Origin of the sequence: Mycobacterium sp. ACS1612, assembly GCF_001667505.1 — a bacterium.
Lineage (GTDB): Bacteria > Actinomycetota > Actinomycetes > Mycobacteriales > Mycobacteriaceae > Mycobacterium.
This window is the reverse complement of sequence record NZ_LZHZ01000063.1, coordinates 153,619-174,848: the sequence shown is the minus strand read 5'-3', so window position 1 is coordinate 174,848 and position 21,230 is coordinate 153,619. Positions and strand designations below refer to the sequence as shown.

Here is a 21,230-nt window from a genome sequence, read left to right as displayed (position 1 = left end):
GGTCAGACGATGAACGGCGACTCACCGGACCCGGTGAGCACCGAACCGCGGTCGAGTAACCCCTTCTCGACATCTCGGAAGAGCACGCCGATGTTGTCGCCGACGCCCGCCTCGTCGGTCTTCTTCCGGAAGACCTCGATGCTGTCGACGCGCGCGTCGAGTGTGCCGTCGATCCGCACGGTGTCGCCGACGCGCAGCACACCACTTTCCACCCGGCCCGTCGCGACCGTGCCGCGGTTGCGGATGACGAACACGTCCTCGACAGTCATTCGGAACATGTCAGGAGTGTGCCAGGGCTCAGGAGTGCGCGAGGCGCTTGTTGATCAATCGGGTCAGCCACGCAGGCGAAAACCGTGAACCGACGGCCATCATCTTGGTCTGCGAGCCGACCGGGAAATGCACCTGGTGCAGGGCGCGGCGCAGCCGCGACGGCTCGACGGCCTCGGCGATCGCGTCGGCAACGTCTTGCGCGGTGAGCCGGATGCCGAGGGATTCCGTTGTGCCGGTTCGGATGTGGTCCGTCATTGCGGTCTGCACATACAGCGGCCACATCGCGATCACCCGGATGCCGTGGCGCTGCCATTCGATGTCGAGCGCCTCGGTGATGCCGCGGACGAAGAACTTGGTGGCGCTGTAGTTGGCCAGCTCGGCTTGACCGTAGATCGCCGACGCGGACGCGAGGTTGACGACCACCGAATCGGCGGTGTCACGCAGGTACGGATATGCGGCATGCAGCCCGTTCACGACACCTTTGGTGTTGATGTCGATCTCTGTCAGATGCCTGCTGACCTCGATGTCCTCGAAGCGCCCTGCCAGTAGGATGCCCGCGTTGTTGATCATCACGTCGAGTCGACCGCCTGCGGCCTCGACGAATTCGCCCACCCGCTGGGCCATTTCGGTCGAGTCGGTGACGTCGAGGTGGCCGACGACGACCGTCCCGCCCAACGCCCCGATCTCGTCGGCCAAGGCTTTCAGACCGACCTCGTCGATGTCGTAGCCACCGACGGTGTAGCCCTTCTTGGCGAAGGTCAGCGCGGTCGCGCGGCCGATGCCTGCGGCGGCTCCGGTGATGAATACGGCTCTATTCGGCATGAGCCATCATCGCCCATCGGTGTCACTTCATGGTCGCCAGGTTCCGCCACAGGTTCTTGAGGCTGTCCGTGCCGCCGAACAGCGTGGTGAAGTGTGTCGAGTCGATCAGCACGATGTCGCCCGCGCGCTGGCCGCCCGGCGGCATCCAGATCAGCGCGTTGAACTCCGTGTTGCCTGCCTCGGTGAACGGATGTGGCCGGTTGGGGTCGACCCGCTGACGGCCAAGGACGTGCACGCCCTTGCCCTCCGGCACGGTGAGCTCGTAATGCGGCAGATGCGGGTGGAAGTTGAACGTGCTGACGTTGTCGAGCAGTCGCGGGGTGTCGAGGTCACGGAAACCGGTCAGCGGCGCGATCTCCTTGGTGCCCTCGACAACTGCTGGCCGCAGTCCCCAGATGTTGTGCACGGGCACGTCGAGCGCCTTCATCAGCGACCGGGTGTACTGGCCGAACCTCTGCTGGCGTGGAACAAGGCGGTCACCGTGGTGTTCGTACTCCATTTGTTGCTGTGCGGAATCCTCGGTGAAGCCGACATCGTGGTGCGGCGCCAGCAGCAGGCAGGTGCCTTCCCTTTTGAGCCACTCGCTGATGGCGGCGATCTCCTCGGGCGCAGCCTCCTGCTCGGAGAGCAGGTGATCGAGCCCGAACACCATCAGCGTGTCCGTGTCGGCGAGGATGCGTTCGTCGATCGGCAGCTTGTACCCGGCCTGATCGATGCGCTGGAACACTGCCACCGGGTGACCGGTCGCTTCCTCGGCCAACTCCTGAAACGCCAACGCGGAGCGATGGAACAGTTCCAGCGTCCCGGCGATGCCCTGCAGAAAGTTCGCCGCGTCATACTCCGGTGTCTCATACGAGGGCCACAGGACGTTTCGGACTTCGGTCATGGTGGAGAAGCGGTTGTAGATGACGGCCGGATCCCGTTGAGATTCCCAGGGGTAACTCCACGTCCAGTAGATACTGATGCGCCGCCGACCATCGTGATTGCGTGCGATGTGGCTCTGGTTGTAGGTGCGTGCCCGCATGGTCGGCCCTTCTAGAGCGTGGCGAGGTAACGGATGGCGTTGATGCCGGGTAGGAAGAAGTACGCGCCACCCTTGAGTGTCGTGAACGCCGGAATTCCCTTGTGCACCTTGCGGATCGGCCGCTTGGGGACAGTGAAGTCCAGCGAGCCGTCCTGAGTGCCGGAGATCGGGTCGTGCTCGTTGCCGAGCTCGTGGAACGCCTTGTCGTTGATCCACACGTTCTGCGCGAACTCGAACTGACGGACCAGATCGGCGCAGATGATGAACGCGGCGATGCCGCGGTCGACACCGTCGTCGGGTGCGCCTTCAGGCAGCGCGGGGCCGTAGGTGGCGCCGCGCCGGATCATCCGGCGCCGGTTCATGTAGTGCGCGGTATCGCGGGGATTGAGCCTGCGGGCATGGGAGCCCAGTGGGCAGGCATAGCCGAACGGATCCATCTCTTTGTAGTTGTAGTCGTTGTTTCGCATCGGGTCTGCACCCAATTCGGGATCATCCTTGTCCGGAGCGAGCACCAGCGGCGCACCGCTCCGCCAGCGTCCCATGAACTTGGCGGCGAGCAGCTCCTGCCCCTCCAGGGTGTCGGCGTTGGCGCGCAGGTAGTCCCGGAATGTCGCGACGTGCTCCTGCAACCGCCGGTACGCCATATAGCTTCCGTTGCGGGACAACACGGCTGGTTCGGGCAGATTGCCGACGGGGCCGTTCTCGTCGGGATAGCCGAGGATGAACTCACCGGGTTCGAGCGGATCCCCGGAACCGGGCGTGGGGTCTTCTCCGGAACCTTTCATCACCGGCTGCGACAGCCGGTCACGGAAGCCGAAATGGTCATGGGCGTAGTTGAACGGAGGTGTCGCATTGAGGTCGAGATGCGACAGTGAGCGCACGCCGTCTGTTCGGGCCAGCAGCTTGTCGTGTTCTGTGATCGACCGCTGGCACTGTTCGTCGGTGCGGGAGAACAAGATCGCGATCGCATGCAGGTCGTCACCGGCCAGCCCACCGACCCAGTGTTCGGGGGCGGCCGGGCCGGTGTCACCGAGGATGCTGGCGCGTGCGGCCATGCCTTCGCGGAATTCGTCGGGGAAGGTGACCAGCGATTCCTCAGGCACGCCAAGGGCTTTGAGTCCGTTCCAGGTGAATGCCAGCGTGACCCAGCGGTCCGAGGAATCCATCGTCGCCTGCGCATCGGCGGCCGACTGCACCTTGTCCTGCAACTCGGCCAACCACGCTCGGCCGCCTTGTGCGGTGTCGAACGTCAGGAACTCGTAGCGTCCTGTGATCGCAGGCGTTCGGGTCAGCAGGATGTGTTGGATGTCGTCGAACTCGAGCACTGCTACTGCTTGCCTTTCGTCCACGCCCATGCCGCGATGCGCCAGCCGTCGGACCGTTGACGAAGCGCGACCGTGAAGACCGCGCCCGTCTGGGTGACCTTCCGGTCACCAATGGTGAACGTCATGGTCGCGGGGAGCGCTACATACGCGCTGTCGCTGGTGGTGGTGTCGTGCAGGGGTTCGCCAAGCGTCACGAAATATCCCGATGCATCGTGTGATGCACCTTCGGCCAGCACATCTCGGTACCAGTCCTTGGCAGCCGTCGGTCCCTGCCACACGTGGGGTGGCATGCCATCGAGGATCGAGCCAGGGACGTCGAAGGTCGCCGCCATCGCCTCGGCATCACCGTTGTTGAAGCCGTCGATGTACTGCTCGATGGCTTCGAGCGGAGTGGAAGTCATTGCATTTGATCGAGCATGTTCGAGAACGCGGCCTTGAGTCGTAGCGCCTTTTTGATCTCGTCAGCGGTGGCGTAGGGGTATTCGCCGTACTCGAGGAAGCTCGGAACCTGATGATCGCGTACGAATTTGATGAACGCCTCAGGGTTTTCTTTCCAATCCTCGGGAAAGCCTTCGAGATTGGTGAACACGGTGGTGATTCCGGTGGCGCTGAACAGCTGTACGGCGTCTTCGGTGTACTTGTCGAAATCGGTGTCGAAGATCCCCTGGTACTGGAAGTGCAGACCCGATCCCACATCGAAGAGCACCCAGCGCAGATAGTGCAGGCGAAGAGGCGCCAACGCCTCGGGGCTCGCCGCAATCGTGTCCTCGATCGTCTTGCCGTACGCCCGCACGGCCTCTTCCCGGCCCTCCTTGACCTTGGCGATGATCGAGAAGCCGTGACAAGCAGGGGTGCGTGGAAAAATCGGGCCGTAGCGTCCGCGTTCGAGCTCGAAATAGCCCTCCTTCGGGATCGCCATTGCGGCGGGTTTGGTCCAATCTTGTTCCGGCATTCCGCACGCCCCTATTCCAGCGGTCCGATGCCGTGAACGTACACCCGCTACCAGCGCGCGGTGGTCGATTCGGACAGACGGCGGTCGAATGCGAGTTGTCCACACAGGGAAGCTGAGTCGATGATCGTGATGTTGTCCGGAACAACAGAACTCGATCATGAAAATCGACATAACCCAACGCGCCGAGACAGTTCGATTTACGCTTTCGCTCATAACGATCGGGCGCGTCGTCGGGGGGGCCACCTTGGCGAGCCACTCACGATAGGAGGGGAGCAGCCGTGCGAAGAAGCCAGCGCTGCCTGAGTTTGGGTCTTGTCCTTACCTTTGTGCCCTTCGGTGTCATGTCCGCTGCGCCAGCGTGGGCCGATTGCGTCGGTGCCGGGAATGCAACGGTATGCGCACAGGGCGACGTCCGCGGCGGCGGCCCCAGCGCCCCCTCGGCGGGGCCGTACTACCCAAGCTATTGCGCCGACCCGTGGTATTGCGACGACGGCTGGGATGTCGACGTGGTCCTGCCGCCGATCGATATCGGACGTCCGGGCCGCCCAGGTGGCATCGGTCCACGTCGCTGAGCAAAGTCCCCTACCACTCACTGAATCAAGGAGTTCCGAATGATGTTCCGTGTTTTCATCGGCGCCGGCGTGATTGCCGGGGCGACGCTCATCGGTACCGCGGCAACCGCGGCGGCCGATCCACCCAACTGCACCGCGGCCGACCTGGCTGGTGTGATGTCCGGGGTGAACGCAGGGATGTCGTCCTACCTGTTCACCCATCCGGACGTGAACACTTTCTTCACCGGACTCAAAGGCAAGCCCAGGGACGAAATGCGAACCGAGATCACCAACTACTTCGACGCCAACCCGCAGGTGGCCGACGAGATCAGGGCGGTCAGGCAGCCCGCATCAGACTTCCGTGACCGCTGCAACGCGCCTCTGCCGGACGGCGGACCGATGGGGTAGTCCGGCCGAGATCGGGCCGGTAGCCGCCGGGCGGAAGCGTTACTTCTGCTCGGCGCCTGCGGCCTGCGAGTCCTTGTCGGCCTTTTTGCTGCCTGCCTTTCTAGGCTCCTGTTTGGGTGAGTCGCCGCCCTTCTTTCCACTGTCGGCCTTCGGCGAGTTCGTCGTTTCTCGATCGGTCTTGTCCGCAGCGGTGCGCGCGTCGTCCTTCGCCGTCGATTCGCGCTTGATCTTCTTCACTTTTGGTGTGTTGCCCGCTGGCTCTGGCTCAGTTTGATCCCCGGCCGATTTCTCTGCCTCCGCTATAGCCCGTTTGGGCGCGACTGTGTCGAGAGTGCTCACCGGGACCAGCGCCGCCTTGCTCGACAGCTCCGGGACGTCTGTCACTTCAGCGCTGAACACGGTCGCGGAGACGGCAGGCTTGGCAGCCAATGCTGTCGCAATTGTCTTCTGCGCGAACACGATTGCGTCGACGATGTCTTGGCCGCCGTCGACCACCGACCCGATCACCAACTGGGTGCCGCCGACCAAGGCATTGACCAGATTGCCCAGATTCGGTGGCAGTAGCGCGTCCACCACACCCTGCCCCGCGATGATTGACGAACGTAGGACCCCGTCCACCGCCGCGAAAACGCCGGTGCCCAACCCGATGACGGCCGCAGGGACGGCTTCCTGCATCGCCTCGCTGACCGCGAGCACGCGTTGACGCCGTTCGATGATCGCGGCCAGCGTCGGCTCGCCAACGGCGACAAGGCTTCCCACCAAATAGGTTTCGACGGTGGTCAGCGCGCCGAGCAGGTCGCCGGTGAGCACTTGCTGAGTGGTCGTCACCAGCGTCGAGGGAATTGCGACGATCGATTGCCCCAATCCTGCTGCGGATCCTGCCAATCCGACGCCGAGAGTGACCGCGTCGTCGATCTGGTTGAGGACGAACTGCCGGAAGGCGGGGAACGTGAAGATCTCGGCGACTGACGCCGTCAACTGCACCTGAGGTAACTGCACTTCGGGAATGTGCACCCGCGGCGCGAATTCCTGGGGCGAGACGGCGACAGGCGTTACAGCAATTGCACTGGCGCCTACCAATGCAACGCCGGCCGTGGCCAGTGGACGAATGGCTGCGTGCATGGTGTCCCCCATCGTCGGTTATCTGCCAGGGAAACTACCTGACGCACGCGTAAATTGATTGAAATGTGCAGAGTTTGTTCAGGGTCGTCCGTCGGTTGCCCTCAACGGCATACCGGCTTCCATGAATTCCAGCGCCCGATACAGCCGTTCGACCGCACCTGATGCGTGGTCGATGACAGCCATCAACCCGCCCGCCAACGCCCCGACGAACACGCGCACTTCGAAGTCGTCGGGTTTGCGCCCGGTCCGGCGGCAGTCGGCTTCGGTGAGCGCCGCGATGGTGCGGCGGTGGTACACGTCGAACTGGGTGGCCTTGAGTTCGGGAATCGAAAGCACCAACCGAAGTCGCCTCCGCTCAAAGCGCCACTCGTCCTCCGACAGCGTCCTCATTGTGATCTCCAATGCGCGTCGGAAGGCTTGTAACGACGGAAGTTCGGGGGGCTGCTTCTCGAGAGCCTCGATAGCGACTTGGTCGAGGTCGTTGGCCATCAGCACCATTTCCTTGGACGGGAAGTACCGGAAGAACGTGCTGGGCGAGACCTCGGCGGCCTCCGCGATCTGTTCGATCGTCGTGTTGCTGTAGCCGTTCTCCTCGATCAACCGCATGGCTTGACGGCGAATGGTGTCGCGAGTCCTGATCTTCTTGCGATCCCGTAATCCAAGGATCTGGTCGCCGACCCCCATTGGGCCATTGTGTCGATGCCAAGGTGTTAGGACAAGGCCAACGACGCCCCGAGTCCGATCATCATGACTGCGATCAGGCCGTCGAGGATGCGCCACGTCAGCGGGGTGGCGAACAGACCGGCCAACCGTCGCGCGCCGAAGCCGAGGCTGACGAACCAGACCGCGCTGGCGGTGACCGCGCCCACGCCGAACAGCCAGCGCCCGTTCTGGTGTTCGTTGGCCAGGGTGCCGAGTAGCACCACGGTGTCGAGGTAGACGTGGGGGTTGAGGAACGTCATCGCCGCGCAGGTGAGCAGCACGTCGAGTAACCGGGCCGGTGCGGCTTCCGCGGGCGTCAGCGCCGACGACTTCAGGGCGCGGCGCGCCGCGAGCAGACCGTAGCCGGTGAGGAACAGCGCGCCGCCGAATTTGGCGATGGCCAACGCGCTGGGGTGAGCGCTGATCACAGTCCCGACGCCGGCTATGCCGGCCGCGATCAACACGATGTCGGACACCGTGCACAGCGCGACCACGGGCGCGACATGCTCGCGTCGGATGCCTTGGCGCAGCACGAAGGCGTTCTGCGCGCCGATCGCAGCGATCAGCGTGAACGAGGCGATGAAGCCGACAATCAGTGGCGAGCTCATGACGGTGACGCTAGAGGCGGCGGTGAGATCAGTCCAACTAATGGTTTTTCATCGGCATTAGGATTCCTAATGTGAAGCTGGACGGTCAACAACTTGCGGCGTTCGCCGCGGTGGTGGAGTTGGGCAGTTTTGATGCGGCCGCGGAGCGCTTACATGTGACGCCGTCGGCGGTCAGTCAGCGGATCAAGGCGCTCGAGCAGCGGGTGGGCCGGGTGTTGGTGCTGCGGGAGAAGCCGTCTCGTGCCACCGCGGCGGGTGTGCCGTTGTTGCGGTTGGCCGCGCAGGTGGCGTTGTTGGAGGGTGAGGCGCTGGCCGAGATGGGCGGCAGCGACGGTGCGGCGCCGCGGATCGCGATCGCGGTCAACGCCGACTCGATGGCGACCTGGTTCACCGAGGTGTTCGGGGTGGTCGGTGAGGTGTTGTTCGACGTTCGTATCGAGGACCAGGATCACTCGACGCGGCTGTTGCGTGAGGGTGTCGTGATGGGGGCGGTGACCACAGAGCGTCATCCGGTGCCGGGGTGTCGGGTGCAGCCGCTGGGGGTGATGCGTTATCTGCCGGTGGCCACACCGGCGTACCAAAAACGCTATCTGGCGGGCGGATTCACCGCGCATGCGGTGGCCGATGCACCGTCGCTGGCCTGGAATCGTGATGATGCGCTACAGGACATGTTGGTGCGCAAAGTTTTTCGTCGCGACATCGCGCGACCGCAGCACTTTGTGCCGACGGCGGAGGGTTTCGGCGCCGCGGTGCACGCCGGGTTGGGGTGGGGCATGTTCCCGGAGCAGTTGGCTGCCAGGGCGCTCACCGATGGTGTGGTCGGGCGCATCTGCGATGCGCATCTCGACGTCCCGCTGTACTGGCAGGTTTGGAAGCTCAACAGCCCGATGATCACGCGCGTCAGCGAGGCGGTGCGCTCGGCTGCATCGGGTCTGCACCGTGCAGGCGAGCGGCGGTAGCGATGATCGATTCCTTCCGCTGCTCGTTCAGTCGTATTTAATGAGCGCGCGAATCAGGTCCGCAGCCGCGCGTCCGACCTCGGCGACGGCTTCAACGTCGCCAGTACGGATGACCACGACGGCGGCGAGTCCGAAGTATGCAAGCACCAGAATGACGCAGCTGACGATTGCCAATCGCGCGAGCCTCTGGGCGGCGTCGAGCACTGGCCGGCGTGACTCTGCCGTGCGGTTGATCGGTTGCCGGCGCATTGCCTGCTCCTCGGATCCGTAGTGGATGTTCCGATGACAACGCTAAAACTGCAGGTAGAGGTTGAAAAAGCATAAGGGCGGTTCGCCGAGATTCGGGAGAGCGTGCTGCTGAGCTACGGCAAGAACACCGCGCGCGCCTACTGGGGCGACTTGGATGACGTGTTCTGGTGGGCGCAAGCGCGTGGGAAGGACATCCTGAAACTTTCTGAGAAAGACCTTCGTCAATACGTTGCGTTGCTGCGCCGACGGAAGTACAGCGAAAGCACGATCCGTAGGCGTGTGACCGCCCTTCGCAAGTTCTACGGCGAACTCGTCACTCGCGGAGTGAGTGACTCGAATCCAGATTCCGCAGTTGTGATTCGACTTGTGCACGCGTAACGGACGCCGAAAACGCGCGGCCTGCAATTCGCCGCGGAGGCGGCCCTATTTGGCGGGCGCATCCGCCGCACACCGCACGGCGCAGGCCCCGGTAACGTCGTCGATGTACCCGCAACCAACCAGAAGATTCAGACGTGACGACAGAGACCCCGGCAGACGTAGTCGAATCCGTCGACCGCCCGCGGCGGCGATGGCGGCGCATGACCGTTGTCACGTGTGTGTTGGCTCTGCTGTTCGGCGTGCCGTGGTGGGTGCTGATGGGTTCAGGTGCGGCTTGGCCGCTTCCCGTCTTCCTCGGCGGCACAACGATTTTCGTGGTCACCGCGATCGCGCTGCCGGTGCTGCTGGGGCTGGGCCATGGCCACCGGCATCTCGACTGGGCCGCCGCCACAGGACTCGCTCTGCTCGGCGCGGTGTGGGTGCTGTTCACCTGGTCGGTGCTCGGCCAGATTGCGCAATTGGCGTTGCTGTTCGCCGGTTTCGACAGTCCGTTGCGGTCCCGGGTGGTCGCAGCGGCGGTCGTAGTCATCGTGGTCGGACTTCTGATCTGGGGCTATGCCGAGGCGATGCGCATCCCACGGGTCAAGAAGGTCGACGTCGCCATCGCGGGACTCGGCGCCGGCCTTGACGGCCTGCGCGTGGTGCTGATCACCGACACCCACTACGGGCCGATCGACCGCGCCCGGTGGTCGGCAGCCGTCGCTGCGCGGGTGAACACGCTCGACGCCGACGTCGTCGGCCATGTCGGGGACATCGCCGACGGCACCGTCGACATCCGCGAGACGCAGGCCAGCCCGCTGGCAATTGTCCGGGCCACCTCGGCCAGGGTGTACGTCACGGGCAACCACGAATACTTCAACGAGGCGCAGGGCTGGCTGGACTACATGGACAGCGTCGGCTGGACGCCTCTGCACAACCGGCACATCGTCGTCGAACGCGGCGGTGACCGCCTGATCGTCGCCGGCGTCGACGATGCCACCGCGCAGACGTCCGGTGTGCACGGGCACGGCGCGAATCTGGACGCCGCACTCGCGGGGGCCGACCGCACCTTGCCGGTGTTACTGCTCGCGCACCAACCGAAACAGGTTGTCCACGCCGTGCACGCCGGCGTCGATCTCCAGGTGTCGGGCCACACCCACGGTGGGCAGATCTGGCCGTTCCATCTGCTGGTCCGCCTCGAGCAACCGGTGGTGCACGGGCTCAGCCGCCACGGTGAACGGACCCAGCTGTACACGAGCCGGGGAACCGGGTTCTGGGGCCCGCCGTTTCGCGTGTTCGCGCCCAGTGAGATCACCCTGCTGACGCTGCGGACCGCCCGCAGTCGACCTCAGGCCGCGGACTGACCACCTCGACGATGGGCAACAGGTCCGGTCAGCTCGTCTGTATTGCGACGCAAGAGCTTCACTTCTGCCGTGGCATTCACTGAGCGGTGGCGCCGTTGGCGGCGCTCGTCACGCGCGAAGCGGCGGTTGAGGATTCGTTCTTCACGGCTGGTCAGTGACCGGCCTTTTTGAGCCAGCAGGTCCAACTGTTGCCAGCTGAGGCCGTCGAGATCGCCGTCCGAATCATGAGTGGCAACGACGACGTGGCCACGCAGCAACGGGACCGTCCGCGCGGTGAAGGACGTGGTGGCGAGCAGCAGTTCAGTGGCGATCCGATTGGCGCGGCGTTGGCAGCGACGGGTAGAGGAGGTGAACCAGAAGTCGAACTGCCGATCCGCGCTGGTCAAGCACTGCAAACCGTGGTTGTCGACAAGCTGGGCGATATCCGCGGCGGTGTACGCGCGGGTCTCATAAGCGGCGCCGCTGGGGCTGAAGTACAGAACAGTGTTCATCGGGATGTTCCATTCATCTCTTTCTTCGCTGTGGACGGTGGTGTGCCACTACACCACTGGTACCAGAGTTACCCATGTGACAACTGAGACAAACCTGAATAACAATCAAGAAACAGCTGGTTTTGACCATTGAGGAGAAGGGAGGCCGATGAGGCTTTCTGAACAATTGTGGGCCGCCAACGCCGACGTGACGGCCGACGTTCTCGCGCATCCGTTCGTCCGCGGCATCGGCGACGGCACACTGCCGCGGGCGCTGTTTGCGGGCTACGTCGCTCAAGACGCGTTCTTCCTCGAATCCTTCGCCCGCGCATACGCCATGGCCCTGGTCCGCAGCAAGGACACCTCGACGCTGCTGACCCTGGCCGATCTGCTCACCGGGGTTCGGCAAGAACTCGGACTGCACTCCTCCTACGCCGCCGCATGGGGGATCGACATGGCTGACGTCACGCCCCGGCCGGCGACGCTCGCGTACACGGAGTTCCTGCTCGCCACCGCGTGCAGTCGAGGGCTGGACGAGATCTTCGCGGCGATGACGCCGTGCATGCGGTTGTACGCCTGGCTGGGGTCGTCGCTGGACGCGAGCACGGCGGGGCCGTACGCCGAATGGGTGCAGACCTATGCCGATCCGGCATTCGAGGACATTGCGCGATCGTTGGAGCGACTGCTCGACGAACAGGGCGGCGACACCCCAGGCGTGCGCACCGCGTACCGGCGCGCCATGGAACTCGAACTCGCGTTCTTCCAGGCGGCGTACGCACCCGAAAGTTGACATGTTCTTCGTCGTCCTCGTCACGGTCCTTGCGCTGATCCATGTGTATCTGTGGCTACGTCTGGTCAAAGACACGACGCGGCCGGGACGCACGCGGTGGGCGTTGACCGCCGCCCTGGCGGCATCAGCAGCGCTACTGGTCGCGGCGCTCGTGGCGCCGCGCGTCATCGGCGCCGCCAGGGCGGCGTGGGTCGCGTGGCCCGGCTACCTCTGGTTCGGTCTGGCCGCATACCTGTTCCTGATCCTGCTCGCGACGGAACCGGTGCGGCTCGCGTTGTCGTGGCGGCGACGGCGCGCCACCGCCGAGCAGGCGATCAGCCGACGGCTGTTCCTCGCCAGGGCGACGGCGGTGGCGGCCGGGGCGGCGGCGGTGGGCCTTGTCGGTGGGGGCGCTCGCATCGCGTTGGGGCCGCCTGAGCTGCTCGCTGTGCCGGTGCGGCTGCGCCGCCTCGACCCGGCTTTTCACGGCTTCCGCATCGCGGTCGTATCGGACATCCACCTCGGCCCGCTGGCGGGTCGCGCGCACACCGAGCGCATCGTCAGGATGATCAACGGATCCGCACCGGACCTCGTCGCCATCGTCGGCGATCTGGTGGACGGCACCGTCGCGGAACTCGGTTCGGCAGCTGAGCCGTTGGCCGACTTGGTTTCTCGCGAAGGTGCCTACTTCGTCACCGGCAACCACGAGTACTTCGTCGACGACACGTCGTCTTGGCTGCGCGAACTAGAGCGGCTCGGGGTACGCCCGCTACAAAACGAGAACACCGCGATCCGGCGGGGCGCGGCGGCCTTCGATCTGGTCGGCGTCAACGACGTCGCAGGCGCCAAACGCGCGCACGGGCCCGATTTCGATCGCGCCATGACCGGAACGGACCCGTCGCGTCCGACTGTTCTACTCGCCCACCAGCCGGTGATGGTCCGGGAGGCCGCCGCCCGTGACGTCGATCTGCAACTGTCCGGACACACCCACGGAGGGCAGCTCTGGCCGTTCCACTACGTGGTCCGGGCGGCGCAGCCCAGCCTCGCAGGACTGTCCACGGTGGACGGCACCCAGCTGTATGTCACGCGCGGCGCGGGGTTCTGGGGTCCGCCGGTGCGGATCGGCGCACCGCCCGACATCACCGTGCTGTCCCTTCAGGCCGGCCCCTGAGCACAGGCCGGTCGCGGCGTCAGCGCCGTGGTGCTGGGCAAACCTGTGCCTCCGGTACGGTTGTTATGCAGTTCAGCGCCGGGAAGAAGTGATGTACGCGTGACCGATCGGGATCAGAGCAGCGGCCCTGCGGTCGATGTTGCGACACAGCGCGCCTTCGGCCGCCCAGATGGGGTGGACAGCTCCTTCCTGCCCGCCGATGACCGCGACCAGGGCCAGTACACGCCGACCAACCAGCCGCCGCACCAGGTGCTGGCCGAGGCCTTCGGCCCATCGCTGACCGCCGACTCCGACGACGAACCGGTGCGGGCCGCCGAGGCGGTGCCAGCACCGGTCGCGGCAGAACCGCCGCACGCGCCGCCGCCACCATCGCTCCCGACACAGAAGCTCGGTGTGCGCGACATTCTGTTCGGCGGCAGGGTCTCCCGGCCCGCGCTGGTGATGCTGGCGGTCATCGCGGTACTGATCGGCCTCGTCGGCGGCTGGATGGGCCGCAAGACCGCGGAGGTAATCGAGGCCTTCACCATCCCGAAGATCACCCTCAACACCACGGACACCGACCGCCTGCCCTCCGGGCAGATGGCCAAAGTCGCTGCGGCGATTGGTGATTCGGTGGTGACGATTCAGGCGATCAGCGACACCGAGGGGTCACAGGGCTCGGGAGTGGTCATCGACGGCCGCGGTTACATCATCACCAACAACCACGTGATCTCGGAGGCCGCGGCCAGCCCGGACAAGTTCAAGTTGTCGGTGATCTTCAACGACGGCAAGCAGGCGCCCGCCAACCTCGTCGGACGCGATCCCGAGACGGACCTGGCCGTGCTCAAGGTCGACAACGTCGACAAGTTGTCGGTTGCGCGCCTCGGCGATTCCGACAGGGTGCGGGTTGGTGATCAGGTGATGGCCGCGGGCGCACCGCTCGGCCTGCGCAGTACCGATACCCAGGGCATCATCAGCGCACTGCATCGGGCGGTTCCGCTGTCCGGTGAGGGTTCGGACACCAAGACCGTGATTGACGCCGTGCAGACCGACGCGTCGATCAACCACGGCAACTCGGGCGGACCGCTGGTCAACATGAACTCCGAAGTGATCGGCATCAACACGGCCAGCAAGTCGCTGTCCGACAGCGCCAGCGGCCTCGGCTTTGCGATCCCGATCAACGAGGCCAGGTACGTCGTCGAGACACTGATCCGTGACGGCAAGATCGCGCACGCGACACTGGGCATCACCGCAGAGTCGGTGAACGACAGCGGAACCGGGGGCGCGCGGGTCACCAAGGTCAACCCGAACAGCCCCGCCCAGCGCGCGGGCCTCGCTGAGAAGGACGTCATCGTCAAGATCGGCGACCGCAAGATCAACAGCCTCGACGAGCTCACCGTCGGGGTTCGGCAACTCAAGATCGGTCAGGACGCGCCGATCGAGGTGCTGCGCGACGGTAAGACCGTCACGCTGACCATCAAGCCGGACGCCAAGAAGTCGTCGTAGTCACCGCTGCGTGAGCGCGACGAACATCGCGTCCAGCGAGCGCAGCAGCCGCTTGTGGCTGTACTCGTCGGGAGCCACCAACAGCAGTCGTCCCGATTCCCACAGTGCGGCCACCAGGTGGTGGGCCAACAGTTCCCGGTCGGCCTGTCTGCCGCCCGCGCGTGACTTGCGCAGTGCCACTTCGGAATCCAGCACCATGCGGGCGCGGATCCTTGCGATGCTCCTACTCAGGGTGGGAGTCCAGCTCGGAGCGATCATGAAGATCGATCGCCATCGCTGAGGTGCGTCGGCGACCGCAGTCAAGTACGTGTCGAACAGACGGTGAAACGCCTCGGCGGTGTCCGCACCGTCGGCGGGCATGGCGTCCAGAATCTGCGCCAGGGCCCGTTGTTCCTCGCGGTCGAGGCAGGCGCGCAACATCGCGTTGGCATCGGTGAATTGGCCGTACACCACCGGTCGGGTGACTCCTGCGCGGCGGGCAACCGCATCCATGCTGACCGAGCCGACTCCTTCGGTGTCGATCACGTCGAGCACGATGTCCAGCAGTTGTTCGCGACGCTGCTGGGGCGACAGTCGGGGGGCGTAAGGCCGATTGCGCCGTTGCGCGGTCTGGGCCATCGGCACCTCCTTGACAGTCGCCATGGTAGTGAAGCTACAGTAGCGTAGCTTTAAGCTACGGCAGTGTAGCTCTTGGAGAGGCCAGGACGCGGTGAACGCAGACACGACACAGTCGGACATTCACGAGCGTGCCCGACAGATCGCCGACATGGCGGCCGGTTTGGGGCCGCAGATCGATGCCGAGCGCCGGTTGCCCGCCGAACTCGTCGATGTGCTGCGCGACGCCGGCCTGCTGCGGGCAGGCGCCCCCGTCGAGGTGGACGGTCCCGAGTTGGACCCGGGCACCGCGCTGCGTTGCGCCGAACAGATCGCCCGCGGCGACACGTCGGCCGGGTGGTGCGTCTCGATCGCGACGACGGCAAGCCTGCTGATCGCATACCTGCCGCCGGCCAGCCGGGAGGAGTACTTCGGTGGCGGACGTGGTGTGGCGGCGGGCGTGTGGGCTCCACAAGGCAAGGCCCACAGGGTGTCCGGCGGGGTGGTGGTGTCGGGACGGTGGGGGTTCTGCAGCGGCATCACTCACGCCGACGTGCTTTTCGCGGGGTGTGTGCTCGACGACCGCCCCGCGGTGGTCGCATTGCCAACGGAGCAACTGCAGGTGCTCGACACGTGGCACACCCTCGGCCTGCGTGGCACCGGAAGTCACGACGCGGTGGCCGATGAGGTGTTTGTTCCGGATGACCGGGTGCTGTCGTTGTTCGACGGGCCGGTGATCGACCGGCCGCTGTACCGCTTCCCGCCCTTCGGATTCTTCGCGGCGTGCATCACCGCGGCCGCAATGGGCAACGCCCGCGCCGCCATCGATGACTTCGTCGAGTTGGCCGGGACCAAGAAGGCGCAGGCTTCTGCGCGCATGCTCGCCGAACGCCCTGCCATCCAGGCGGCCGTCGCCGGGGCCGAGGCGGAGCTGGAGAGCGCACGCGCACTCTACTACCAGGCAGTCGAAACTGCTTGGCAAGCAAGCGAAGCCGGTCCATCGGTGCCGGTAAAGGAGCGCACCCGGTTGCGGCTGGCCGCCACGCACGGGGTGCGCGCCGCGGCCGATGTGGTGCGAACCATGTACGACCTGGCCGGCGGCAGCGCGATCTACGACGGAGTACCGCTGCAACGTCGGTTCCGCGATGCCTTCACCGCCACCGCGCATTTCCAGGTGAACCTGGCCTCCCGCGAACTCCCCGGCCGGATCCTGCTGAACCAGCCGACGGAAACGGCGATGTTGTGAGTGCGTCGATCGAAGCGGTGCTGCCGTTCTGGTTGGACCGCCCCGACGGCGAGGCCGTCGACATCGCGCAGGCCGTCAACAACATTGGGCTGAAACGACTTTGGATCGGTGAGATGGCCAGTTTCGATGCGTTCGCGCTGGCCACCGCGATCGCCCTGCGGGCGCCGGACATCCGGCTGGCGCTGGGGCCGTTACCGATCAGCGTGCGGACCCCGGCGGCCATAGCGCTGGGGGCGAGTTCGGTCGCCGCGTTGACCGGCTGCGACGTCGACGTCGCGCTCGGCGCTTCCAGCCCGGCCATCGTCGCCGGGTGGCACGATCGGGATTGGCGGCACAGCGCCGACCGCATGCGCGAGACCATCGACTGCCTGCGCTCGATGCTGCGCGGGGAGCGCGCCGACTTCGACGGACACCACGTCCGCAGTCACGGATTCCGGCTTCGCCAGGCATTGCCGCACAGCAGCATTGGGGTCGGGCCATTCGGTCCGGCGATGATCCGGTTGGCGGCGCAGACCGCCGACGAGGTGGTGCTGAACCTGGCCACACCGGAGCGCGTCGCAGACGTCCGGGAACGGGTGAACGCCTACGCCGCCGCGGTGGATCGCGAACCGCCCCACCTGACGGTGTGGGTGCCCGCCGCCCTGCGGCCAGGCGACGCGGCGGTGCGACAGGCTGCCGGGCAATTGGCCGTATATCTCGGGCCGCCTGGATACGGCGAGATGTTCGCCGGACTGGGCTACGCGGACCTGGTGAAGAAGGCCCGTGCGGGCACCCGCCGTGCGGAGTTGGCGGCCGCGATTCCGCTCGGCCTTCTGGAACAAGTGGGCGCGTTCGGCGACCAAAACGAGGTCACGGCGCGACTACACGCCTATTTGAGCGCAGGCGCCGACACGGTGGCCGTGGTCCCGTCCACCGCCGAAGACCCCGCGGGCCAAGCGGTCCTGGACTGCGCCGCCGCCACCAACCGACAGCTGTCGACGATTCAGGAGTCGAGCCATTGAAAACCGCCAACACTCAATGCCGACTCGCCGCCCGACCGACGGGGCAGATCAAACCCGGCGACTTCGCCTTCGTCGAGGAACCTGTTCCTACTGCCGGTGAAGGCCACTTCGTGGTCGCGGTCGACTACCTGTCGATCGATCCTGCGATGCGTACCTGGATGAACGCCGGACGCTCCTACGTGCCGCCGGTCGCGGTCGGAGACGTCATGCGCGCCTTGGCAATCGGGCGTGTCGTGGAGTCGCGTCACCAGGGCTACGCAGTGGGAGACGTGGTCTCGGGCCTGTTCGGCGTTCAGGACTTCGCCATTTCCGACGGCGCAGGCGTCAGCAAGGTCGACACCTCGTTGGTGCCGCCGACCACTCATCTCGCGGCGCTGGGCATCAGCGGCCTGACCGCCTACTTCGGATTGCTCGACATCGGCAAGCCGGCGCAGGGCCAGACCGTGTTGGTGTCCGGGGCGGCCGGGTCGGTGGGCAACGTCGTCGGGCAGATCGCGCAGATCGCGGGCTGCCGCGTGGTCGGCATCGCAGGCGGCGAGCAGAAGTGCCGGTGGCTGGTCGACGAGGTCGGATTCGACGCCGCGATCGACTACAAGACCGCTGACCTGCGCGCCGAGCTGAAGACCCACGCACCCGACGGCGTCGACGTCTTCTTCGACAATGTTGGCGGCGTCACCTTGGAGGCCGCGCTCAACAGGCTGGCGCACGGCGCCCGGATCGTGCTGTGCGGCGCGGTATCGCAATACAACGACACCCCGCGCGGCCCCGCGAACTACATGCAGTTGCTGGTCGCCAGGGCGTCGATGACCGGCTTCGTGATCTTCGACTACGCCGATAGATACCCCGAAGGTGTTGAGCGCCTTGCGGATTGGCTGTCAACAGGCCAACTCAGCTCGTACGAGGACGTCGTAACCGGTACCGTCGCCGACTTCCATGCAACGCTGCTGACCCTGTTCGAAGGGATGAACACCGGGAAACTGATCCTGGCCCTCTGACCGCTTCAGTATTTGCTGGTCGACGAAGCCGTCCGCTGTTATCCTCGACCTATGACCGTTTTCGGCCACGGCTACGCCTTGCTCAGCGGGACGCCTGCGTCCGCGGTGGCGTTGTCGTGCGCGGAAACGCACAGCGCGATAGCCGCGGTCCGGAACATGGAGCGTCGCGCCGTGAGGCGACGCGGTTGCTTCCGGCTGTCCAGCCAATCTTCCGTTGACTCGATCGACGTGCGCCCAAGCCGGAAGCCAGGGCCAGAAGAAAAATCTCATAGAACTCTCAACCCTGCTGTTATCCCAGCCAGGAACGTCGACTGACATTCCTGTAGCTTGCTGGGCCCAATTTCGTTGTAGCACAGCATCTCTCGCTGAAAATGCGCACTAGACATCCGCCGCTGTCGGGGCCAGCATTCATGCCGCACCACGTGACAGGTGACACCTGCGCCGTTAGCTGAGTTGGGATAGCACCAGATTCTTAATCTGGGGACGGGGGATCGAAACCCTCACGGCGCACACACGACATCGAAAGGGAGGTATGCGGCCATGATTCCGGAATAGCCATGATGCATGAGCCATTCGAGCCGAAGGAGCGCGACAACATCGCGCAGTTTGTGTGATCGGTCTGGATCCCGCCGCGCCCACCAAAGCCCTTGTAGCACAACGGATAGCGCGCTGGTTTCCGGAACCAGAGGTTGCAGGTTCGAGTCCTGCCAAGGGCGCACACCCCTGTAGTTCAACGGATAGAGCGCCAGTTTACGGAGCTGGAGGTGGGAGTTCGATTCTTCCCAGGGGTACTCGCAGATGTCCTGCCCGCGTAGCTCAACGGATCAGAGTCCCGGTTTCCTAAACCGGATCGTGCGGGTTCGAATCCCGCCGCGGGCTCCAAGCATGGCGTATTAACTTGATGAAATGCGTTCCGTTGCCTGCCGCATCTGTGCGGTCGCTGTGGGCACCGCACTGACTCTGACCGGATGCGCCGCAGACGGGCACACAGGCACGGCACAGTTTCCCGGTCGTGCCGGGCGTGGGCCATGCGCTGTCACCAAACAGTCCGACGTGCCCGCGACCATGCGCGACGGCACCGTCCTGCGCGCAGACGTCTACCGACCCCGAACCACCGACGCGGTACCGGTGATCCTGATGCGCACCCAGTACGGGAAATCGGATGCGCAGGCGGGGACCCGGTATGAGCCACCGGATTGGTTCGCATCGCACTGCTATCTGGTGGTCATCCAGGATGTGCGCGGTCAAGGCGCCTCAGGCGGCACCTTCAACGAGTTCACCCACGAGATGTCCGACGGCTACGACACCGTCGAGTGGGCCGCCGCGTTGCCGGGATCCGACGGCAAGGTCGGGATGTACGGATCGTCGTACGTCGGCGCCACCCAATGGCTGGCCGCGGTGACCGCGCCGCCGCACCTCGTCACGATCGTGCCCGCCAACACCGCCTCGGACTACTACGACGGCTGGACATACGAGGGCGGCGAGTTCCGCCTGGCGTTCGTCGAACCGTGGGCATTCGGAATTGCCAACACCGCCGCGCAGAACCGGAACGACCGACCCGCGGTCGCGCAACTCACCGCCGCGCGCGCCGACCCCACCCGATGGATGGATTTTCGCCCCTACCAAGACTTGCCGCCGATGCAACCCCAGAATCCTGCCGTCGCCCCGTGGTATTTCGACTGGCTCAAACACTCCAGCCGCGATGGCTTCTGGCAAGAGATCAGCGTCAGGGACCGCTACCCCTCCGTGAAGGTGCCCGTGCTCGACTTCGAGGGGTGGTACGACGCGTTCCTCGCCGGCGGCACAGAGAATTTTGCAGGCATGGTCGCCCACGGCGGCACCGACCTCGCGCGCAGCAACCAACGTCTGGTCATCGGCCCGTGGGACCACGTCGACTGGGGGCGACCAGACTCGACGCCTGCGCCGCTGCTCAAATCGATCGGCGCCGTCGGCGACAGCCCCATCAACGACTTGATGCTGGCGTGGTTCGACCACTTTCTGAAAGGCGAGAAGAACGACGTCGCAGGCAAACCGCGAGTCGACTATTTCGTCATGGGTGCGGACAAGTGGAAGTCGGCAACCAGTTGGCCGCTGCCACAGACGAAATGGACGACATTCTATCTCTCGGGGTCCGGCGGAATCCAGGATCGCAAGGGCGAGTTGACGACTGCTGCGCCTGCCGCGCAGCCACCGGACGTCTACACCTACGATCCGGCATTTCCCGCACCGAGCCTGGGTGGTCACTCCTGCTGCGCCGCACATTCCGGGCCGCAGGGGCCTTACGACCAAACCCCCGTCGAGCAACGCTCCGACGTATTGATCTACACCAGTGCGCAACTCGACCACAACATGGAGGTGACCGGCCCGATCTCGGTCCGGCTGTGGGCACAATCCACCGCAACCGATACCGATTTCACCGCGAAGGTGGCGGTGGTCAAACCCGATGGCGAAGTGATCAATCTCAACAACGGCATCGTGCGTACGTCGTTCCGCGACTCGTTGGCACAGCCGACGCCGATGACACCCGATCACCCGTACGAGTACCGAATTCAGGTCTGGCCAACGAGTTACGAATACGGCAAAGGTGATCGCATCCGATTGGAGATCTCCAGTAGCGACTATCCGCAGTTTGCTCCCAACCCCAATACCGGTGCGGCATTCGGGACCGACGCGGTCACCCGGCGTGCGACGCAGACCATCCTGCACGACGCGCAGCATCCAACGGCGGTGACGTTGCCGGTGATCCCCGACTGAATTCGGGTTTAAACCGCCCTCCCGCGGCGCAC

24 protein-coding genes and 4 tRNA genes are annotated in these 21,230 nt (G+C 65.1%); 16 read left to right on the top strand and 12 right to left on the bottom strand.

All coding sequences use genetic code 11. From position 1 onward, the window contains the following. Positions 1-2: 2 nt before the first annotated feature. From A5724_RS26170 to A5724_RS26145, 6 genes are read right to left on the bottom strand one after another with little or no spacing between them, the layout of a single operon-like run. Positions 3-278 carry an EF-Tu/IF-2/RF-3 family GTPase gene (locus A5724_RS26170; RefSeq protein ID WP_067809150.1) on the bottom strand — a complete coding sequence of 92 codons (276 nt, stop codon included), beginning with the start codon at positions 276-278 and terminating at the stop codon, positions 3-5. A 19-nt stretch (positions 279-297) separates the two neighbouring features. Beyond that, a complete protein-coding gene (locus tag A5724_RS26165; protein WP_067809149.1) occupies positions 298-1,092 on the bottom strand; it encodes an SDR family oxidoreductase in 795 nt (264 codons plus the stop codon). Positions 1,093-1,114: 22 nt separating this feature from the next. Beyond that, positions 1,115-2,116: a hypothetical protein gene (locus A5724_RS26160; RefSeq protein WP_067809147.1), complete on the bottom strand. Its 1,002-nt coding sequence runs from the start codon at positions 2,114-2,116 to the stop codon at positions 1,115-1,117. Positions 2,117-2,127: 11 nt separating this feature from the next. Then, positions 2,128-3,441: a peroxidase gene (locus tag A5724_RS26155; RefSeq protein WP_082965281.1), complete on the bottom strand. Its 1,314-nt coding sequence runs from the start codon at positions 3,439-3,441 to the stop codon at positions 2,128-2,130. A 2-nt stretch (positions 3,442-3,443) separates the two neighbouring features. Next, positions 3,444-3,842 carry a nuclear transport factor 2 family protein gene (locus A5724_RS26150; RefSeq protein ID WP_067809143.1) on the bottom strand — a complete coding sequence of 133 codons (399 nt, stop codon included), beginning with the start codon at positions 3,840-3,842 and terminating at the stop codon, positions 3,444-3,446. Continuing rightward, positions 3,839-4,393, bottom strand: a complete 555-nt coding sequence (locus A5724_RS26145; RefSeq protein ID WP_067809141.1) for a hypothetical protein — start codon at positions 4,391-4,393, stop codon at positions 3,839-3,841. The genes A5724_RS26150 and A5724_RS26145 overlap by 4 nt, the downstream gene beginning before the upstream one ends. A gap of 278 nt (positions 4,394-4,671) precedes the next feature. Here A5724_RS26145 and A5724_RS34790 point away from each other — a divergent pair, with 278 nt between their 5' ends. Beyond that, positions 4,672-4,965: a hypothetical protein gene (locus tag A5724_RS34790; protein WP_082965280.1), complete on the top strand. Its 294-nt coding sequence runs from the start codon at positions 4,672-4,674 to the stop codon at positions 4,963-4,965. A 39-nt stretch (positions 4,966-5,004) separates the two neighbouring features. Beyond that, a complete protein-coding gene (locus tag A5724_RS26140) occupies positions 5,005-5,352 on the top strand; it encodes a heme-binding protein (protein ID WP_067809139.1) in 348 nt (115 codons plus the stop codon). Positions 5,353-5,391: 39 nt separating this feature from the next. Here the strand turns inward: A5724_RS26140 and A5724_RS26135 are convergent, their stop codons facing one another. The 3 genes from A5724_RS26135 to lysE form a co-directional block, all read right to left on the bottom strand. Beyond that, complete coding sequence (locus tag A5724_RS26135) at positions 5,392-6,474, bottom strand: hypothetical protein (protein ID WP_197518785.1); 1,083 nt, start codon at positions 6,472-6,474, stop codon at positions 5,392-5,394. A 78-nt stretch (positions 6,475-6,552) separates the two neighbouring features. After that, the gene (locus tag A5724_RS26130; RefSeq protein ID WP_067809130.1) at positions 6,553-7,158 is read right to left on the bottom strand and encodes a TetR family transcriptional regulator; all 606 of its coding nucleotides are present in this window, start codon (positions 7,156-7,158) and stop codon (positions 6,553-6,555) included. 26 nt (positions 7,159-7,184) lie between these two features. After that, complete coding sequence (lysE, locus tag A5724_RS26125; protein ID WP_067809128.1) at positions 7,185-7,784, bottom strand: L-lysine exporter; 600 nt, start codon at positions 7,782-7,784, stop codon at positions 7,185-7,187. Positions 7,785-7,855: 71 nt separating this feature from the next. Here lysE and A5724_RS26120 point away from each other — a divergent pair, with 71 nt between their 5' ends. Beyond that, the gene (locus A5724_RS26120) at positions 7,856-8,743 is read left to right on the top strand and encodes a LysR family transcriptional regulator ArgP (RefSeq protein WP_369830669.1); all 888 of its coding nucleotides are present in this window, start codon (positions 7,856-7,858) and stop codon (positions 8,741-8,743) included. A gap of 27 nt (positions 8,744-8,770) precedes the next feature. Here A5724_RS26120 and A5724_RS26115 read toward each other — a convergent pair whose 3' ends face one another. Beyond that, on the bottom strand, positions 8,771-8,992 hold the full coding sequence (locus A5724_RS26115) for a hypothetical protein (RefSeq protein ID WP_067809124.1): 222 nt from the start codon (positions 8,990-8,992) through the stop codon (positions 8,771-8,773). Between the two features lie 102 nt (positions 8,993-9,094). Here A5724_RS26115 and A5724_RS26110 point away from each other — a divergent pair, with 102 nt between their 5' ends. Then, positions 9,095-9,370 (top strand): site-specific integrase, encoded by a 276-nt coding sequence (locus A5724_RS26110; protein ID WP_067809123.1) that lies wholly within the window; start codon positions 9,095-9,097, stop codon positions 9,368-9,370. A 134-nt stretch (positions 9,371-9,504) separates the two neighbouring features. After that, positions 9,505-10,713 carry a metallophosphoesterase gene (locus A5724_RS26105; protein ID WP_067809121.1) on the top strand — a complete coding sequence of 403 codons (1,209 nt, stop codon included), beginning with the start codon at positions 9,505-9,507 and terminating at the stop codon, positions 10,711-10,713. Here A5724_RS26105 and A5724_RS26100 read toward each other — a convergent pair. Continuing rightward, the gene (locus tag A5724_RS26100) at positions 10,698-11,204 is read right to left on the bottom strand and encodes a hypothetical protein (RefSeq protein WP_067809119.1); all 507 of its coding nucleotides are present in this window, start codon (positions 11,202-11,204) and stop codon (positions 10,698-10,700) included. The two genes, A5724_RS26105 and A5724_RS26100, sit on opposite strands and share 16 nt — an antisense overlap. A 148-nt stretch (positions 11,205-11,352) precedes the next feature. Here A5724_RS26100 and A5724_RS26095 point away from each other — a divergent pair, with 148 nt between their 5' ends. The 3 genes from A5724_RS26095 (at position 11,353) to A5724_RS26085 (ending at position 14,608) form a co-directional block, all read left to right on the top strand. Beyond that, entirely contained in the window at positions 11,353-11,973 is a 621-nt protein-coding gene (locus A5724_RS26095; protein ID WP_067809117.1) for a TenA family protein, read from the top strand. 1 nt (position 11,974) lies between these two features. Further along, positions 11,975-13,123, top strand: coding sequence for a metallophosphoesterase (locus tag A5724_RS26090; protein WP_067809115.1), 1,149 nt, complete (start codon positions 11,975-11,977; stop codon positions 13,121-13,123). A gap of 99 nt (positions 13,124-13,222) precedes the next feature. Next, the gene (locus A5724_RS26085; protein ID WP_067809113.1) at positions 13,223-14,608 is read left to right on the top strand and encodes a S1C family serine protease; all 1,386 of its coding nucleotides are present in this window, start codon (positions 13,223-13,225) and stop codon (positions 14,606-14,608) included. Here the strand turns inward: A5724_RS26085 and A5724_RS26080 are convergent, their stop codons facing one another. After that, entirely contained in the window at positions 14,609-15,250 is a 642-nt protein-coding gene (locus A5724_RS26080; RefSeq protein WP_197518784.1) for a TetR/AcrR family transcriptional regulator, read from the bottom strand. A gap of 67 nt (positions 15,251-15,317) precedes the next feature. Between A5724_RS26080 and A5724_RS26075 the strand changes: the two genes are divergently transcribed. The 8 genes from A5724_RS26075 to A5724_RS26040 all read left to right on the top strand — a co-directional run bounded on the left by A5724_RS26075 (position 15,318) and on the right by A5724_RS26040 (position 21,198). Beyond that, positions 15,318-16,448 (top strand): acyl-CoA dehydrogenase family protein, encoded by a 1,131-nt coding sequence (locus A5724_RS26075; RefSeq protein WP_082965277.1) that lies wholly within the window; start codon positions 15,318-15,320, stop codon positions 16,446-16,448. Beyond that, a complete protein-coding gene (locus tag A5724_RS26070; protein ID WP_067809112.1) occupies positions 16,445-17,449 on the top strand; it encodes an LLM class F420-dependent oxidoreductase in 1,005 nt (334 codons plus the stop codon). The genes A5724_RS26075 and A5724_RS26070 overlap by 4 nt, the downstream gene beginning before the upstream one ends. After that, positions 17,446-18,444, top strand: a complete 999-nt coding sequence (locus tag A5724_RS26065) for an NADP-dependent oxidoreductase (protein WP_067809110.1) — start codon at positions 17,446-17,448, stop codon at positions 18,442-18,444. Before A5724_RS26070 ends, A5724_RS26065 begins: the two co-directional genes overlap by 4 nt. Positions 18,445-18,882: 438 nt before the next feature. Next, a tRNA-Lys gene (locus A5724_RS26060) sits at positions 18,883-18,954 on the top strand. A 133-nt stretch (positions 18,955-19,087) separates the two neighbouring features. Further along, positions 19,088-19,160: transfer RNA gene (locus A5724_RS26055), tRNA-Arg, on the top strand. A 3-nt stretch (positions 19,161-19,163) separates the two neighbouring features. Further along, positions 19,164-19,235, top strand: a tRNA-Arg gene (locus A5724_RS26050). Between the two features lie 14 nt (positions 19,236-19,249). Continuing rightward, positions 19,250-19,326 (top strand) — tRNA-Arg (locus A5724_RS26045). A 24-nt stretch (positions 19,327-19,350) separates the two neighbouring features. Beyond that, positions 19,351-21,198 (top strand): CocE/NonD family hydrolase, encoded by a 1,848-nt coding sequence (locus tag A5724_RS26040; protein WP_067809108.1) that lies wholly within the window; start codon positions 19,351-19,353, stop codon positions 21,196-21,198. Positions 21,199-21,230: the final 32 nt, after the last annotated feature.